General features: G+C 49.2%; 17 protein-coding genes. 10 read left to right on the forward strand and 7 right to left on the reverse strand.

Annotation, left to right across the window (positions count from 1 at the left end; genetic code table 11):
* Positions 1-30 precede the first annotated feature (30 nt).
* The 3 genes from BDT_RS17590 to BDT_RS17600 all read left to right on the forward strand — a co-directional run bounded on the left by BDT_RS17590 (position 31) and on the right by BDT_RS17600 (position 2829).
* Entirely contained in the window at positions 31-507 is a 477-nt protein-coding gene (locus BDT_RS17590; protein ID WP_041578062.1) for a fibronectin type III domain-containing protein, read from the forward strand.
* Between the two features lie 140 nt (positions 508-647).
* Entirely contained in the window at positions 648-1070 is a 423-nt protein-coding gene (locus BDT_RS17595) for a cysteine rich repeat-containing protein (protein WP_148278888.1), read from the forward strand.
* A gap of 169 nt (positions 1071-1239) precedes the next feature.
* Complete coding sequence (locus tag BDT_RS17600) at positions 1240-2829, forward strand: PAS domain-containing sensor histidine kinase (protein ID WP_015092596.1); 1590 nt, start codon at positions 1240-1242, stop codon at positions 2827-2829.
* On the opposite strand, the gene BDT_RS17605 is transcribed toward BDT_RS17600, so the two are convergent.
* Entirely contained in the window at positions 2819-3511 is a 693-nt protein-coding gene (locus tag BDT_RS17605) for a Bd3614 family nucleic acid deaminase (protein WP_015092597.1), read from the reverse strand. The genes BDT_RS17600 and BDT_RS17605 overlap by 11 nt on opposite strands.
* A 181-nt stretch (positions 3512-3692) precedes the next feature.
* On the opposite strand from BDT_RS17605, the gene BDT_RS17610 reads away from it, so the two are divergent.
* From BDT_RS17610 to BDT_RS17620, 3 genes are all read left to right on the forward strand, one after another.
* The gene (locus tag BDT_RS17610; RefSeq protein WP_015092598.1) at positions 3693-4610 is read left to right on the forward strand and encodes a class I SAM-dependent methyltransferase; all 918 of its coding nucleotides are present in this window, start codon (positions 3693-3695) and stop codon (positions 4608-4610) included.
* Between the two features lie 126 nt (positions 4611-4736).
* Positions 4737-6023: a polyamine aminopropyltransferase gene (gene speE, locus BDT_RS17615; protein WP_015092599.1), complete on the forward strand. Its 1287-nt coding sequence runs from the start codon at positions 4737-4739 to the stop codon at positions 6021-6023.
* A gap of 65 nt (positions 6024-6088) precedes the next feature.
* Positions 6089-6709: a superoxide dismutase gene (locus BDT_RS17620; RefSeq protein WP_015092600.1), complete on the forward strand. Its 621-nt coding sequence runs from the start codon at positions 6089-6091 to the stop codon at positions 6707-6709.
* 57 nt (positions 6710-6766) lie between these two features.
* On the opposite strand, the gene BDT_RS17625 is transcribed toward BDT_RS17620, so the two are convergent.
* Both BDT_RS17625 and BDT_RS17630 read right to left on the reverse strand, forming a co-directional pair.
* Complete coding sequence (locus tag BDT_RS17625) at positions 6767-7540, reverse strand: hypothetical protein (protein WP_015092601.1); 774 nt, start codon at positions 7538-7540, stop codon at positions 6767-6769.
* A 123-nt stretch (positions 7541-7663) separates the two neighbouring features.
* Positions 7664-8233, reverse strand: a complete 570-nt coding sequence (locus tag BDT_RS17630; RefSeq protein ID WP_041578064.1) for a flavodoxin family protein — start codon at positions 8231-8233, stop codon at positions 7664-7666.
* 87 nt (positions 8234-8320) lie between these two features.
* Between BDT_RS17630 and BDT_RS17635 the strand changes: the two genes are divergently transcribed.
* Entirely contained in the window at positions 8321-8896 is a 576-nt protein-coding gene (locus BDT_RS17635; RefSeq protein ID WP_041578065.1) for a hypothetical protein, read from the forward strand.
* Positions 8897-8957: 61 nt separating this feature from the next.
* Positions 8958-9833 carry a hypothetical protein gene (locus BDT_RS17640; protein WP_015092604.1) on the forward strand — a complete coding sequence of 292 codons (876 nt, stop codon included), beginning with the start codon at positions 8958-8960 and terminating at the stop codon, positions 9831-9833.
* 94 nt (positions 9834-9927) lie between these two features.
* On the opposite strand, the gene BDT_RS17645 is transcribed toward BDT_RS17640, so the two are convergent.
* Both BDT_RS17645 and BDT_RS17650 read right to left on the reverse strand, forming a co-directional pair.
* Positions 9928-10485, reverse strand: a complete 558-nt coding sequence (locus BDT_RS17645) for a BON domain-containing protein (RefSeq protein ID WP_015092605.1) — start codon at positions 10483-10485, stop codon at positions 9928-9930.
* A gap of 40 nt (positions 10486-10525) precedes the next feature.
* Positions 10526-10903: an HPF/RaiA family ribosome-associated protein gene (locus BDT_RS17650; RefSeq protein ID WP_041578067.1), complete on the reverse strand. Its 378-nt coding sequence runs from the start codon at positions 10901-10903 to the stop codon at positions 10526-10528.
* A 204-nt stretch (positions 10904-11107) separates the two neighbouring features.
* On the opposite strand from BDT_RS17650, the gene BDT_RS17655 reads away from it, so the two are divergent.
* Complete coding sequence (locus tag BDT_RS17655; RefSeq protein ID WP_015092606.1) at positions 11108-12028, forward strand: LysR family transcriptional regulator; 921 nt, start codon at positions 11108-11110, stop codon at positions 12026-12028.
* Between the two features lie 147 nt (positions 12029-12175).
* On the opposite strand, the gene BDT_RS17660 is transcribed toward BDT_RS17655, so the two are convergent.
* Positions 12176-13411, reverse strand: a complete 1236-nt coding sequence (locus BDT_RS17660) for a M20/M25/M40 family metallo-hydrolase (protein ID WP_015092607.1) — start codon at positions 13409-13411, stop codon at positions 12176-12178.
* A 109-nt stretch (positions 13412-13520) separates the two neighbouring features.
* On the opposite strand from BDT_RS17660, the gene BDT_RS17665 reads away from it, so the two are divergent.
* Positions 13521-15092 carry a B12-binding domain-containing radical SAM protein gene (locus BDT_RS17665; RefSeq protein ID WP_015092608.1) on the forward strand — a complete coding sequence of 524 codons (1572 nt, stop codon included), beginning with the start codon at positions 13521-13523 and terminating at the stop codon, positions 15090-15092.
* Here the strand turns inward: BDT_RS17665 and BDT_RS17670 are convergent.
* Positions 15043-15552 (reverse strand): DUF1772 domain-containing protein, encoded by a 510-nt coding sequence (locus BDT_RS17670; RefSeq protein WP_015092609.1) that lies wholly within the window; start codon positions 15550-15552, stop codon positions 15043-15045. The genes BDT_RS17665 and BDT_RS17670 overlap by 50 nt on opposite strands.
* Between the last annotated feature and the right edge of the window lie 46 nt (positions 15553-15598).

The following is a 15598-nucleotide window of genomic DNA, read 5'->3' on the forward strand; positions in this document are numbered from 1 at the left end:
TCTAAGCATCGTTTACAAAAGGATTAAATCATGAAGATCTTGGTATCTCTATTCGCGTTCGCTATGACTTTGACTCTTGCTTCTGCTTCTTTGGCTGAAGAGGCTCATGGTGGTGGTGGTCACGACGGCGGCCACGGTGGTTTGACTGAAAAGATGAACTCCCTGTTCCCGAAGCCAAAAGCTGATCCTGCGAAAAACGAAGTTCCGGCAAAACCAGAGCTTGTAAGCCCGGCTTATTACACTTCCATCAAAGCTGACAAAACAACTTTGACTTGGAAATCCGTTACTGGCGCGGACGAGTACCACGTTCAAGTGGCTACAGATGCTAACTTCAAATGGCTGGTGGCAAACGAGTACGCGGTAAAAGGCACTACCTTCGAAGCTACTGGTTTGGAAGCTGGCAAACACTACTTCTGGAGAGTCGCGGCTGTGAAATCCACAAACTGGAGCACATTCCGCAAGAGCTTCTTTGCAATGTCCATGTTCGAAACACCGGCTGCAAAGTAACACGTCCTTAGGTTTCTCGTTCTCAGTTTCTCAAGAGCCCTCCATACTTTCTTTCAGAGAGGGCTCTTCTAAAAAAATCCCCCTTTCAAAACTGAATACAACTTCACTGGATGGCTTTGATCAATCCGGAGGTTTCGCCTATGGAAAATCGTTTCATCGTCGGCGTGCTGACCCTGATCTTTACGCTGATTTTCATATTCTCTATTGAAGCCCTGGCTCAGACGGAAAAAACCGCGCTGGATCCCTGTCGCGCGGATCTAAGCCGCTATTGCCAGGATGTGGAACCCGGCGGTGGCAACTTTTTAAAATGTCTGGATGATCACAAAGACAAACTGACCAGCGACTGCCGCCTACGCAGTCAGAAAGTGCATCAGCTGATGGTGGAGCTTCGCCGCGCCTGCAACAACGATCTGCTGCAGTTTTGCGACATGCTTAAGCCCGGCGAAGGACGCATCCTGCGCTGTTTGAAGGACAACAGTCGTCAGCTTTCCAATTCTTGTACCGTGGGGATTCGCAACGCCATGGAAGCGCGCAAGTCTTTGCTGGAAAATCAGTGGCCATAAAATTTAGAAAGAAAACTGATTGTTAAGCCGCAGTGAAGTTCAATGATTCATCCACATTCTGAAAATTATGTCTGTCGAAGTGCAGGACTCATAGCGTAATTACAAAACTTTAATCCCCAGGGAGTTTTGTAATTTTATTAATAAACATGACTGTAGATACACTTATGTCATGACTCATTCGGTTTATGAGGCTCTATTAAATTCAAATGCGGTGATCGAGTTCGACAACCAGGGATATATTCTCTGGGCCAACCCGAATTTCCTGAATCTCATGGAGTACGAACTCGAAGAGATCGAAGGACGTCATCACTCAATATTCCTGCCGGAGTTTCACCAACACGAGCTGGAATATCAAGAAATGTGGAACCAACTTGCTGAAGGACAAGCCCAAGCAGGAGAGTTCAAGCGACTTACCAAAAAAAATCGCGAAGTTTGGATTCAGGGATCTTACACTCCAGTAAGAAATCTGCAGGGCGAAGTTTCCAAGATCGTCAAAATGGCCGTTGATATCACCGAAAAGAAAAGTCTTTCCGATAATCTTGAAAAGAAAAACAAAGAACTTCTGGGGGCGGCAATCAAGGCCAAAGCCGCCACTGACGCCAAAACCGTGTTCCTGGCCAACATGAGCCACGAAATCCGCACGCCGCTTAATTCAATCATCGGCATCACCGACACGCTGGCAGAAACTCCGCTGGATGACCAGCAGTCTTCATTTGTGGAAATTCTTCAGCGCGCCAATCATCAGCTGATGACCATCATCAACGACATTCTGGATCTTTCCAAAGTGGAAGCCGGCGAAATGGAACTGCGCCCGCTGCCGTTTAATTTGCCACGTCTGCTGGACGAACTGAATGCTGTACTAGGTTTCCGCGCCAAAGAAAAAAGTCTGAAGCTGTCGCTGGCGATTGATCCTGATGTTGAAGAATACTTCGTGGGGGACTCAGATCGCCTGCGCCAGGTTTTGATGAATCTGGTGAACAACTCGATCAAGTTCACGGATACGGGCGAGGTTTCGCTGCAGGTTTCTGTGAATCGGACATCTCACAAAGGCAATCTGCTGTTCAGCGTGACCGACACGGGCATTGGAATTTCCAAACAAAAATTCAAAGACATCTTTCAGCCGTTCACTCAGGCTGATGCCACAACAACCCGCAAATACGGCGGCACGGGACTGGGTCTTTCCATCACCAAAAATATCGTGCAGATGATGAACGGTCACATCTGGTTTGAATCCCAGCCGGGTCAGGGCACCTCGTTCTTCTTCACGATTTCCGTACCTTCCACAACTGAAAGGAAAACGACCATGCACAATCCTTGGCAGGGCCGCTACCAGCTCAGCGACATCAAACACAATATTTCTCAAAGCCGTCTGCGCATTCTGGTTGTGGATGATGTCGAGGACAACCGCCATCTGTTTGGAATTTATCTGCAAAAAACCGCTCACGCCGTCAGTTACGCCAGCGGCGGGGCCGAAGCCGTGGAAATGGTCGCCAAAGAACACTACGACATCATATTTATGGACGTGCAGATGCCGGGCATGGACGGATATGAAGCCACCCAGCGCATCCGCGAAATGGAGCGCCAATTGAATCGCACTCCGGCGAAAATCTTTGCCTGCACCGCAAACGCCTTCCAGGAAGACGTCAAAAAAAGCATTTCCGCAGGTTGCGATCTGCATCTGTCCAAGCCCGTGCGCAAAGACACCATGCTAAAAGCGATTTCTTCTTATTTTAGCGAAGCACCCGAAGCTACGTTTTAACGTGATGATTCAGACCGTGCTGATCCAGTACGGTCTGCCGTGACAACCCGCCTTTTTCCTCCACCGAATAGTAAACCTTCATTTGTGAAGGATCTTCACACCAGTGATAGATCATGCCTGCGCACATCTTGCACGGCTTGTGGGTCGAATATAGAACCGCCCCCGGCGGAATTTTCTTTCCGGTTTCACGGTACAGACGCTGCACCAAATTCACTTCAGCATGCAGGGTTTTGTTTTTAGAATTTGAATTCACGCCGTAACTTAGAAGCTGCCCCTGATCATTCAGCAGAAAGGCTGCGATATCGCGGTCATATTCATGCAGCACATCCCCTCGGGGAACTAAACGCGCCAAGCCCGAAGCCAGCTCCAGCTGTTTTTCAGGGGTTTTCGCCGGATGGGCCTGCAACCAGCTGAAAACTTCAGGCAAAGGCTTTTGATTTTCCTGATTCAGATGCGCGACCGACATAACAACCTGTCCGGCGTCGCTGATTTCCACCAACTGAACGCCGGGGTCTTCGCCATGATCGTGCGGTTTGATATCTTCAGTGATGCGTTTGGCGACGACTTTCACCATACCCCGGCACATTTCAGTCAGTACCGCTGTTGTGTAAATACGCTGACGCAGAATAAAAAAGCTGTGATCGACAAAGCGGTCAAAAAGCCCCTGCAGCAGCTTTACCACTGCCGATGAAGGTGCCTTTACTCCTGACGGAAAGCGGGCGAAATAAACGGTCCCCTTGTCTTCGACAAAGGCGACCTCTGCACCGTCCAAGGCGAGTAAAAATGCTATATGTTCTGCCCTTTTTTCTGCCAACATCGAGGAATTGGTACCATATCCCGGCTAAATTGTCTAAAAAGCCCCCATGGACATGATCAAAAACCGCCTTGAGAAAAACTACAAAAAACTGAAAAGCTGGGCTGAACGCGCCCAGATCGAGGCGTACCGTCTGTATGACCGGGATATCCCTGAATACCCCTACATCGTCGACATCTACAAGGATCACTTCCTGATCCACGACAAGAGCGACCTGCGCGATCTTGAGAAAAACCACCTGCCCCATGTGCAAGAGGCCCTGAAGGCCCTTTTCAAATGCGACGACAGCAAGATCGTCGTCAAAAAACGTGAACGTCAGGAAGGTCTGAAGCAATACGAAAAGCTCGACGCCAAAGAAGACACCTTTGTCGTGCGTGAATCCCAGGCTCTGTTGAAGGTGAACCTTTACGACTATCTGGACACCGGCCTGTTCCTGGATCACCGCCCGATGCGCCAGAAAGTGTTTAAATCTGTCAAAGACAAGAAGTTCCTGAATTTGTTCTGCTATACCGGTTCGGTCAGCGTGTTTGCGGCCCTGGGTGGCGCCACCACAACCAGCGTGGACATGTCCCAGACGTACCTGCGCTGGGCTCAGGAAAACTTCCAACTGAACAATCTGGATCCGGCCAAACACAACTTTATCAACGCCGACGTTCTGGAATGGATGCGCATCACAAAATTACCGAACACTTTCGACGTGATCTTCCTGGATCCGCCGACGTTTTCGAACTCCAAAAAAATGGACGAAAGCTTCGAGGTTGAAAGGGACCAGGAGTTCCTGGTGGAAAGCTGCATGAACATGCTGCGACCAGAGGGAATACTCTATTTCTCGAATAATAAACGAAAGTTTAAAATTTCTCCGGCGGTGCTGTCCAAATACAAGGTGAAAGAAATTACCACCGAGAGCATCCCCCAGGACTTCCACGACAAAAAAATACACAACTGTTTCGAGATCAGAAGCAACTAGGGGCCCAACCAGCCCCTTTTCCCTTTTGGGGACAAAAATACCTTGCCCCACAGGTAAAAACGCCCTAGAACCCCCTAAATTTTACTTATTAAGGCCACTTTGCATGGGCCGTTGGAGGACAGGGAATTGAAAGCTTTAGGTCGTCATATTTTGGTTGAGTTCAGTGGATGTAACGCAGAAGTTCTGAACGACGTTTCCATCATCGAAAGAAGCATGGTCGAAGCGGCGCAGATTGCTGGTGCGACAGTCATCAACTCCACTTTCCACCACTTCTCCCCATGGGGCGTAAGCGGTGTGGTTGTTATTCAGGAAAGCCATTTGGCTATTCATACTTGGCCTGAATACCGTTATGCGGCCGTGGATCTGTTCACCTGCGGTGATTCAGTGGATCCTTGGGTTTCTTTCGAGCACCTGAAAAAAGCTTTCCAGGCGAACTATTCGGCGATTGAGATGAACCGTGGTTCTTTGCACGTCATCCAAAAATCCGACTTCCAGCCTAAAATCATGCGTGAAAAGCCGTCTTTCGATCTTTCCAAAGGTCACCAGATCGACCGCAACGTATGGTTCACTGACAAAGACGAAAACCAGGCGCTATCTTTACGCTATACGGGCGATGTTTTGTTTGATGAAACAAATCAGTTCCAGCGCGTGCGCGTTTTGGATTCTTATTCTCACGGCAAATTCCTGGCGATCAACAACATGGTTATGTGCACCGAGCGTGATGAATACCATTATCACGAAATGATCACTCACCCGGTGATGCAGACTCATGGCAGTGCGAAAAACGTACTGGTTATCGGTGGCGGCGATGGCGGCACCATCCGTGAATTGTTCAAATATAACGTGGACAATGTGACCATGGTTGAAATCGACGAGGCAGTAGTTCGTGCTTCCAAAGAGCACCTTCCAAAAATCGCCAGCGAATTCAACAACCCGAAATTGAATCTTATTATCGGTGACGGCATCCAGTTTGTTAAAGACGCGCCTGCGAACTCTTACGACGTGATCATCGTGGACGGATCTGATCCTGTAGGTCCGGCAAAAGGCCTTTTCACTGCGGAATTCTATAACAACTGTAAAAACGCATTGAAAGACGGCGGCTTGGTGATCACTCAAGGTGAATCCCCAATGTTCCATGAAGGCACTTTCGTTGAATTGAACCATTGCCTAAAAGGCATCTTCGGCAAACAAAGTGTTCACACCATGCTGTTCCACGCAACGACTTACCCGTCTGGCATGTGGAGCTTGCAGGTTGCAGTCAAAGGATCCAAACATCCGGCGAAGGACTTCAATAAAGACCAAGCGGCCAAGTTCGCTCAGGACAAAGGTCTTAAGTACTACAATGAAGACCTGCACACTGCGGCCTTCAGCCTTCCTACTTTCGTCAAAACAATGCTTGGCGATAATGCTTAATTGATAGACCGCCTCCTGTTTTCATTATAGTTTCATTTAGAAAACTAAACAAAACAGGAGGCGTAATGTTCAAACTTCCAAATCTTCCCTACGCAAAAACCGGTATTGCTCCCTTGTTCAACGAAGAACAAATGACTTACCACTACGACAAGCACCACAAAGCTTACATCGACAATCTGAACAAGTTCATGGAAACAGATGCATCCCTGAAAGGTAAATCCCTTGAAGAGATCACTTTGACTTCCACGGGTGGCATCTTCAACAACGCCGCTCAGGCCTGGAACCACACATTCTTCTGGTTCGGCATGAGCCCTGCTGGTCAAGGTGGCCAACCATCTGCAGAACTCACTGCTGCGATCACTCGCGATTTCGGTTCTATGGATGAATTGAAAGCGAAGTTCGTTGACGGTGGTGTAAAAACCTTCGGTTCCGGCTGGATCTGGTTGTGCATGGACGCTGCTGGCAAATTGTCTTTGGTTTCCACTTCCAACGCAGCGGTTCCTTTCACTAACAACGGCCCGACTCCATTGTTGGTTGCTGACGTTTGGGAACACGCTTACTACGTTGATTACAGAAATCTTCGTGCAAAGTATCTTGAGACTTTCTGGGCGCAGGTAAACTGGAACTTCGTTTCCGAAAACTTCGCTTCCAAAAAAGTCCGCGACCTGACAAAGTCCATGACGTAACAAAAAAGTACCTGAAAAATAAAAAGGAACTGCCTTCATCAGCAGTTCCTTTTTTTTTTAGAGTTCGAAGAAGGTTGTGGAAAGAAGGAACAGGGTGTCTTGTGTGTCTGGGGTGTAGTACACGCCGACGGAGGGGCGCGAGAACATTTCTTTCGGACGAAGCTGGGACCAGGCCACACCCACACCGGTGTTCATCTGCTCGTAAGGGGAAAGACCCGCTTCTCGCAGGTGACCATAAGCCAAAGTCACCCATTCACGATCCTTGATCTGATACTGAATATCCAGACCGTACTCAGCTTCACACTTCAAAGAATAGACAAAGACCAAACCGTTGGTGGAATCAATGTGCCCACACACCTGGGTCACGAACGGCGACATCGTCACGTTTTCATTCCAGTCGGGACGATAGTTAAAACCCAACTGGGTTGAACGCAAAACCAAATCCGGTCTTTCGACAACCTTGCCCTCTTTTTTCACTTCAGATCTAAAACGTGTTTCGGTGAATGAAGCAGCCCAGTCAAAGTTTTCCCCACGATAGAAATTTCCCTTGAGGGTGTAGTTGCGGCTGCCGGAAGCTGTTGCATAGAACATCGGAACCGTTCCGATCTCCAGACGAGGCAACACACCCATACTTAAAGCATTCGTCAGCATGTGGGAATTGACATTGGCGCCGCCAGCACGCTGATAGCCGAACTGCCACTGCGGCAAAGTGCGAGCAGAAGTACTGACCACCGGATTGAACACCACCCGTTTTTCAGGAATGACGTCGTCAAACCCCGCCAGGGATTGAACACTGAAAGCCAAAATGATGAGTGAAATCAACGCACGCATACCCGCACGCGATACAAGATAAGTGCCAATACAAAGGGGCCCGAAAGCCCCTCATTTCCCTCTGAGCGCCGCCATCCCCCGCTGACCGGGTAAATAGTTCACGGCGACCAAAAGCTGATCAGATTATTTCAACCATTTGCGACGGGGGTCTTTTTTGTCGACGGGCCACGTGGTCCACGTCACCTGCAGATCACAGGCTTTCAGGAAATTTTCCACAATCAGCTCGGCGTCCTCTTTTTGCCAGAAGTCCTTGGCGTGGGAGCTCGGGTTTTTCAGGGCGATATCCGAGACCAGTGAATAGACCATGCCGCTCATCGGAGGAATCAAAAAGCCCATAGTGGACAGAGCCCCCTGAAGTCGGGACAGCACCCCTTTACCACCCACCGAATGCATCAGCACAAAGACCGCCGCAGGTTTTCCCATAAAGGCGGCCGAGCCCTCAAGTTCCGTCATATCTTCCATCAACTTCTGCAGCGGGCTTCCCCATGAATCCCAGTAAGTTCCCGTCACAAAGAACAGGCCTGAAGCAGATTCAAGTTTCTTGCGCAGTACCGGCCCGTAAGAGGTCTTTGCCAAATGCACAACTTCCACTTCGGCTTGCTTACCAAATATTTTCACCAGCCCCTTGATCCACTGAGCACAGTTGCCTTTGTCCCCCGTGGGACTGCCATTTAAGATCAAAACTTTTTTCATGCTTCCACTTCCCTGTTTCACTCGAAAGCAGGATTTCTTTGCCCCGTGCCCATGGTGGTGTTACCTCTGTGGCGCGAGGGGCTTTTCATGGTTCAATTCCTGCTTTCCACATTATTGTCTGTTTCCGCGGCTCAGGCCAAGGACATCCGTCCACTTTTTGATGCTTTGGCGGATTCCGGCGCCCGCTATGAAATTGTCGGTACCGTTTGCGAACAGGTGGCCAAGCTGAATCTGGAACAGGACTATCCAGCCCCGGACTATTATGTGGTGACCGGCATCTATTATGGAAACAAGAAACACGTCATCGGCGAACTGGATGTCGTGGTGTTCAAGTCCAGCGACAACAAGGCCGTACTGGTGGGCGAAGTGAAATGCTGGACAAATCTTTCCAGTGCCCGCTCCAAAGCCATGGATCAGCGCCAAAGATTCAAGGCCGCTTTGTCAAACGGCGGTGGCCTGATCATGGGCTGCACTTCTCAACAAACGGGATGCAGCTTCAGTAAAAAGAACTTCAAGGCTGTGGAAAAGTTTGTGTCCATCTCTCAGGATGGTGGCGAGAAGCGCGGTTTTGACATGACTCTGGGTTATTCTCTGGAAGAAATGATGGTCCTGCGTGAACAGCTGATGCAATGCCAGCAACGCGGTGAATGCGAACGCCCATAAACATTTGTCTGTACACTGAGGTCCGCCGAGGGCCACAATGAAGGCAAATGAAAGGACGTTCATGAAACACCTGATTCTTCTGCTTTCACTGCTGCCTTGCTCCGCCTTTGCGGTCACCGAAACCCTGCAAACTCTGGCACCCAAAGCGGGTCAGAATGAATTCAAAGGTGGCATCGCCTACTCTCACGTGTCGGCCGAGGCTGATCTGGGCGGATCCGCCACTTCCAATCAGTTTGTTGTTCCAGTTTCTTATTTCTACGGCATCACCACGCATCATGCGGTGGGTGTTGAAACTTACTATCTTAAAAATGATTCCAACTTTTCCAAAGCCGGCCTTTCCGGCAGCGGTGAAACTCAAGACTTCGGCAATATCGACATCACCTATAAAGGAAATCTGGATACCGAAAGCGGAACAGTTTACCTGGAAGCCGGCGTTTCATTCCCCAGCGAAAAGTATGAGTTCAATTCCAACGATGCCCAATTCAGCGCCAGCACCGGACAGACAACTGTGACTTTGGCAGCGGGGTACGTGCAAAAACTTGTCGACTTCACTCTGGGCGGTATCGCCGCTTATGACATTGCCATGGAAGGGGATGCCGATATTGACGTGGGTGTTTTTTCTGACTCGGGCAAAGTCAAAGGTGGCAGCCAGGTGCGATTCTCGTTCTTTGGTGAAGTTGAAGGGGAAAACCATCCCAACTTCAGCCTGACTTATGCCCGCACGTACAGCCGCAGCTTCAGCTCGGACACTGTTTCCGGCACGATCGACGAGGACCTTGAAATGTTCTATGCAAATTTCAGCGCGCGCATGCCGGTGGCTGAAAGACTGGAATTCATCCCGACCGCAGGACTTGCCACGGTGATGAATCAAAGCGATCGCAATCTGGAAAAATATAACATGTTCACAGCAGCAGCCCAGCTGCGCTACCTGTTCTAACAGGCATTCCTAAAAAAATGACAGGCGTCTGAATCAGACGCCTGCACATGGAGGGATGGGAAAAGGACCGCACATTATGTTGTGTCTACTTTCATCAAGAGACCTCCTTTAGTTTGTCTTCGAGGATCTCTGTCCCCTTGTTCAAAGGGGACAGAACTTCAAATTGAAAACCTACAGTCATGGGAACCCGTCTTGGCGGCTCTTTGATTTCAATGGCGTTAACGACGTCATGAACTCCAGAAAGCTCCCAGGCAGCACCAACTGCTGTCGCTTTCAGACGTGGACGGAATACCTCCCCTTCCAGTCTGACGACGGCGTCTTTGACGACCACCTCAATATGCTCTCCGCCGATTTTGATCATGTCTTCGATCTGAGCCTGCAGGATATTCTGGATTTCTTCATCCGAGCGGTAATAGTCCGCCGGCACAACGATGCGATCTTCGATCGTCCAAACACCCTCCGTTTCAGAGATGACCTCCAAAGCGGCATTTTTTTTATAACAAGTGTCGACGAATCCACTGACCACAATCACGCCGTCACGAATGACGATATCCAGATCAGCCAAGCTCACTCTTTTGTCCCATTTAATGCGGTCCCGGATCTTGCGACCCAGTTCGCCGTCACTTTGGTTTTTCAGAAGATGAGTTTTCATAAAGCTGCTCCTTGCCTTTGACGGGTCTTTGTCTTTTGGGTTATGCCACCCCTTCGAGTGGCATAGGTTGGAATTCCAGCATAGGGTCATTACGACGGTGCTGGGATTTGCGAGAGGAACGTTTACTTAGAACGCCCTTCAAAGCAGATACCGTTTTAGCTACACATCGCTTGAAGTTCTCGTCTCGTTTGACCACTTTGATCACGGTTTTCGAGCGAGATGGCTTCAAGATGACCTCACACACATAACTGGGTTTGCGAGTCTGCGATCGATGTCGATCGGTTTCCACACGCACTGTGAGGTGAGCACCACTGTCATACTTGAAGAATTCTCCAACAGCCCCTTCGACTGTTTCCAACAAGTAAGATTCGAGATTTTCAGTTTTAGTGATGTCTCTGTAGTAGATGTCTGTTTGCATATCTACCTCCTTCTTGAGTCTATTATCGTTCATATCGACAATTTCGTTAAATATATAATTTAGAAGACATAATTAGGTTAAAATTATATATTAAGAGGGTCCTGTTTAGAAATTCGCTGTAAAGGTCATCACTTACAGAGTCGCAGCGAAAGACCAGTTCCAAAAGGGCTCCAAAAAAGCCATGTTATTAGGAGGTCTAGTATCATGTTTAACTACAATCACCTGTACTATTTTTATGTGACCGCCCGGCTGGGTGGAGTCAGTAACGCTGCCAAATACCTGCATATCAGTCAGCCGTCGCTGAGCTCTCAGATCAAAGTGCTTGAATCCAGCATCGATCAGAAGCTCTTTGAAAAGCGCGGAAGAAATCTTCATCTGACTCCGGAAGGTGAACGCACGTTTGCCTACTGCAAAAAGATGTTTGATGTTGCGGCGGACTTTGCTGAATCACTGAAAAGCCCGACAGAAAAACAAAGTCAGCGCATCCGCATCGGAGTCAGCGATCAGGTGGAACGTCCTTTCATCGCCGACTTGCTGGCACCGTTGATTCGCGAACAAAAGCGTGGAGTGGAAAAGATCTTCTTCGTCAGTTCAGCCCCTTCCGATGTTCTGGTTACGCAACTGCGAAGCCGTGAAATTGATTTATTGCTGACGAACAAGCCGATCTATGCCGACGACGTGACCGAACTTGCCACCGCCGAAATGCCGGTGAATCTGATGGTGTCCACGAAGAACCTGAAGGAAAGAAAGATCCGCACTTCACGAAACACCTCGGCCCTGGAATTTCTGAATGCCGTTCCATGGGGCCTGATTATTCCGTCTTACAAGATGAAGCTGCGCCATGAAACGGACTTGTTCTTTCAGGAAATCCGCGCGCGCAAAAAAGTGGTCTTTGAATCCGACATCATGTCTGTCGTAGGACGAGCCATCGTTGATGGCGCCGGTGTGGGCTTCCTGCCAGTGCCTTACGTGATGGACGAAGTCCAATCCGGCATCCTGACCCTGCTGGGCCCCAAAGCCGGCTACTGGAAACACACGTTGTATTTGTTAGGAAGAAAAGACGAAAAAGAAGACGAAACAATTCAAGATCTAAGAAAAACCGTCAAACGCCTGGAGAAAATTTAGCAGATCGAATCAAAACAGGGTCGATCAAAAAGGTCCAAATGCAAGGCGGAGGGTTTTTTCCGAAACGGAGGCGTGCTCCAAGCACGTCGAAGAGAAGGAAAAGGCCCGACAACGCAGTCAGTTGGGCCTTTTTCATCGAGCCCTACCCTAGTAAGGCTGGCGGGCTGTGGAGTTGGCCAGATCCATTCCCATCACCAGGGCAATTTTCGTGTAAGCTGCCGAGTGCTTGAAGTTGGATTCTGGAGAAATCACATCACGCGTGGTGTGGATGTTCTTGTTGCTTTTGCTGAAGGTCGCTTCAAACGGCATCACCGCTGGATAACCCTGACGATTCCATGAAGCATGGTCACTGCAGCCGTATCCGCACTTGTCATCAACGATGCGTGCGTGGATGTAGGTTTCATTCGCGGCCTTCAGATAGTCACGCAACCAAGAGCTGGTGAAATCCGTCATGCTGCCAATAACCAGCTCGCCGGACCCCGCGAACAAAGTCATATCCAGTTGCAGAACTGCGACCACGTCTTTTTTCTCAGCTTTGTATTGTTTGGCAATTTCAGCTGAACCCAAAAGACCGGACTCTTCACCGGCGTACCAGAAGAACTCCACCGTGCGTTTTGGCTGAGCTTTGGTCATCATGATACGCAAAGCTTCAATCAGATTCGCAGAGCCTGAAGCATTGTCGTCAGCGCCCGGCGCCGTCTTGCCACCGCCCCAGCTTTGATTGATGGAATCAAGGTGACCACCAAGGACCACGATCTCGCCAGGGCGCTCGCTGCCGACCAGACGAACTTTCAAAGTTCTTTGCTTGGTCGAGGTGTGGTTGATCTCGGAAATCTCGTAAGGGATTGTGGATTCAGCCAGCATCGCTTCCAGGCGGGTTTTCATTTCCACCACGTGACGGTTTGGATCCGCATCACGGTTGCTGCGGCTTGGGAAAGAAGAAAGCCAGGTCACATAACTGCGCAGGTTGTCTTCACTGACTTCGGTCATCGCAGATTCGATGATTCCGTTTTTTTCCAAAGCCAACGCTGCAAATGGAGCACGCTCATAAAGGGCGTTCTTTTCCTGAATAGCCGCAAGACTATCCAAAATGCCGTTAAAGCCTGTGCCCTGGATATGCATATCCAAAGTCAGATCTTCAAAGCCGCCGCATTTACCGACGGCGTGAGAACGTTCCTGAATTCTTTGTTGCATCAACGGGGTCACGATTGCGTAACCGACTTCGATGCGTTCATCTTTTGCCAATACCGGGATGTTCAGGGCACGCAAGTCCTTAAGATCCGCCAGAATAGGTTTAGTCTCGAAATTCTCTAGCGTAGGCACATGCGCAGTTGCCGTCACAGCAACCAACGTCACAAAAGCCATCGTGGCAGTTTTCATCATTTTCAATCCTTTGAAAAAAGCATTACCGCAAAGTAATGGTAGCTAAATTGTCCTCATGTTGGCAAAGACAATTCGCTTATTTTTTCAACATGCATTAGGATAGCCCCCTATGACGACTGACATTTTGCTTGTAACCCTGAACTCCACCTATCAACACAGTTCGTTCGGACTGCGTTATCTGTACGCCAATCTTGAAGAGTTGCAAAACCGCGCTCAAATCATGGAGTTCACCATTGCAAGGGATCCCCGCGATATCGCCGAAACCCTTCTGCGTCAGAAACCAAAAATTATTGGTTTGGGTGTGTATATCTGGAATGCCCAGGAGTCTTTGGAACTGATGTCCCTGCTAAAACGAATCAGCCCCGAAACCCTGGTGGTTCTGGGCGGGCCCGAGGTCAGCCACGAAGCCGAAAGCAATCCGATTTGTCAGATCGCAGATTTCACCATTAAGGGCGAGGCGGACTTCCTGTTCCGCGACTTCTGCAAAAACTTCCTGACTGACGGAACACTGCCGGCCCAAAAGTTTGTCACCAACATCCTGCCGGATATTAAAACCATCAGAACCCCGTACGAGTTTTACTCTGACGAAGACATTCAGAACCGGGTTTTGTATGTCGAGGTTTCCCGCGGCTGTCCTTATCGCTGCGAATACTGCCTGTCGTCTTTGGATAAAGCCGTTCGAAACTTTGACGTCCCGGCATTTTTGGCCGACATGCAAAAGCTGATGGACCGCGGGGCCCGTCAGTTTAAATTCATCGATCGCACTTTCAATTTAAGCCCCACCACCTGCACCCAGATTCTGGAATTCTTCCTGGAGCGTGTGCATCTGGGGCTTTTCCTGCACTTTGAAATGGTGCCCGACCGTCTGCCGACCGAAATCAGAGAATTAATCAAAAAATTCCCAGCCGGAGCCCTGCAGTTTGAAATCGGCATTCAGACCTGGAACACCGATGTGGCTCGTCTGGTCAGCCGCAGAAATGATCTGGAAAAAGTAAAAGACAACTTCCGTTTCCTGGCTTCAGAAACCGGCGTGCACACTCATGCCGATCTGATCGTGGGTCTGCCGGGTGAAGACATCCATAGCTTTGCGCGTGGGTTTGATACTTTGGCGGAACTTCGCCCGGACGAAATTCAGGTCGGTATTTTGAAACGCCTGAAAGGCGCCCCGATCGCCCGTCACGACAAGGAATGGGAGATGGTTTATTCCAATCACCCTCCGTTCCAGATCCTGCGCACCAAATCCATGGACTTTGCGACCCTGCAGGTGATGAATCGTTTCGCCAAGTACTGGAACCTTTACGCCAACAGCGGAACTTTTAAAAAGTTCGTGGAAAGCATGAAAGAAAAAGCCCAGGATCAGGAACACAAGTCCTTCTTCTGGCAGTTCTATGACTTCAATGATTTTATGTCCAAACGCCATACTCAGTCCCACGGGATTTCCCAGCTGAATCTGTTTGAATCAGCCCTGGTGTATCTGACTGAAAGTCAGCAGTGGCCGGAAGAGCAAGCCAAAGACCTTTTGGCTGAAGACTATTTGGCTACGGGGAAAAAAGAAGTTCCTCGCTTCCTGAAAAAGGGCGAAGACAAAAATCAGAAGTTATCCGGAGATAATTCAAACAAAATCAATCTGCCTAAGCGACAGCAAAGACATCTTGCGGGGAAGCCGGAGACCGTTTCATAAAGAACGTTGACGCCAACAGCAGCGCAAATCCTGACACCAGCAAAGCGCTGCGGATGTACATGAATCTAAGCCACTGTGAACGGATCTCCATCCAATCCGGTGGCGGCGCAATCAAATCCCACTGGCTGATCACGTGATTCAAAGGCAAATTTCCAAAGCGAGTCATCAACAATTCGTCCACCACACACAGCAGGGCAAAAGCGATCAATAGAAATTCCATCGACTTCCACGACTGACGAATCTGATAAAGACTGGCCACCAAAGTCGCGATAGCCAGCAAATAAATCAAGGGACTGAAGATATTAAACGGAGTCTCCATAGAGCGGTGAAATTCCATGTAGGAAGTGATGGACAGTTGCTCCATCGCAGGGCCCATACCCAGAACGAAGGCGAAAGAGCTCCCCGCCATCATGCCCACCAAGAGCAAGCCGCAATATCTAAGAAGAGTGGAAACATTCATGTCGAAATCTATATTCCTTTGTTTACCACTCCTCAAGTTGCTTTTT

Origin of the sequence: Bdellovibrio bacteriovorus str. Tiberius, from assembly GCF_000317895.1 — a bacterium.
GTDB classification, from domain to species: Bacteria; Bdellovibrionota; Bdellovibrionia; order Bdellovibrionales; family Bdellovibrionaceae; genus Bdellovibrio; species Bdellovibrio bacteriovorus_F.

Excerpts from the sequence above, each read along its gene's own strand:
- BDT_RS17590 (WP_041578062.1), top strand. The coding sequence starts at position 31 with ATGAAGATCTTGGTATCTCTATTCGCGTTCGCTATGACTTTGACTCTT.
- BDT_RS17595 (WP_148278888.1), top strand. The coding sequence starts at position 648 with ATGGAAAATCGTTTCATCGTCGGCGTGCTGACCCTGATCTTTACGCTG.
- BDT_RS17600 (WP_015092596.1), top strand. The coding sequence starts at position 1,240 with ATGACTCATTCGGTTTATGAGGCTCTATTAAATTCAAATGCGGTGATC.
- BDT_RS17610 (WP_015092598.1), top strand. The coding sequence starts at position 3,693 with ATGGACATGATCAAAAACCGCCTTGAGAAAAACTACAAAAAACTGAAA.
- BDT_RS17620 (WP_015092600.1), top strand. The coding sequence starts at position 6,089 with ATGTTCAAACTTCCAAATCTTCCCTACGCAAAAACCGGTATTGCTCCC.
- BDT_RS17625 (WP_015092601.1), bottom strand. The coding sequence starts at position 7,540 with ATGCGTGCGTTGATTTCACTCATCATTTTGGCTTTCAGTGTTCAATCC.
- BDT_RS17630 (WP_041578064.1), bottom strand. The coding sequence starts at position 8,233 with ATGAAAAAAGTTTTGATCTTAAATGGCAGTCCCACGGGGGACAAAGGC.
- BDT_RS17635 (WP_041578065.1), top strand. The coding sequence starts at position 8,321 with ATGGTTCAATTCCTGCTTTCCACATTATTGTCTGTTTCCGCGGCTCAG.
- BDT_RS17640 (WP_015092604.1), top strand. The coding sequence starts at position 8,958 with ATGAAACACCTGATTCTTCTGCTTTCACTGCTGCCTTGCTCCGCCTTT.
- BDT_RS17645 (WP_015092605.1), bottom strand. The coding sequence starts at position 10,485 with ATGAAAACTCATCTTCTGAAAAACCAAAGTGACGGCGAACTGGGTCGC.
- BDT_RS17650 (WP_041578067.1), bottom strand. The coding sequence starts at position 10,903 with ATGCAAACAGACATCTACTACAGAGACATCACTAAAACTGAAAATCTC.
- BDT_RS17655 (WP_015092606.1), top strand. The coding sequence starts at position 11,108 with ATGTTTAACTACAATCACCTGTACTATTTTTATGTGACCGCCCGGCTG.
- BDT_RS17660 (WP_015092607.1), bottom strand. The coding sequence starts at position 13,411 with ATGATGAAAACTGCCACGATGGCTTTTGTGACGTTGGTTGCTGTGACG.
- BDT_RS17665 (WP_015092608.1), top strand. The coding sequence starts at position 13,521 with ATGACGACTGACATTTTGCTTGTAACCCTGAACTCCACCTATCAACAC.
- BDT_RS17670 (WP_015092609.1), bottom strand. The coding sequence starts at position 15,552 with ATGAATGTTTCCACTCTTCTTAGATATTGCGGCTTGCTCTTGGTGGGC.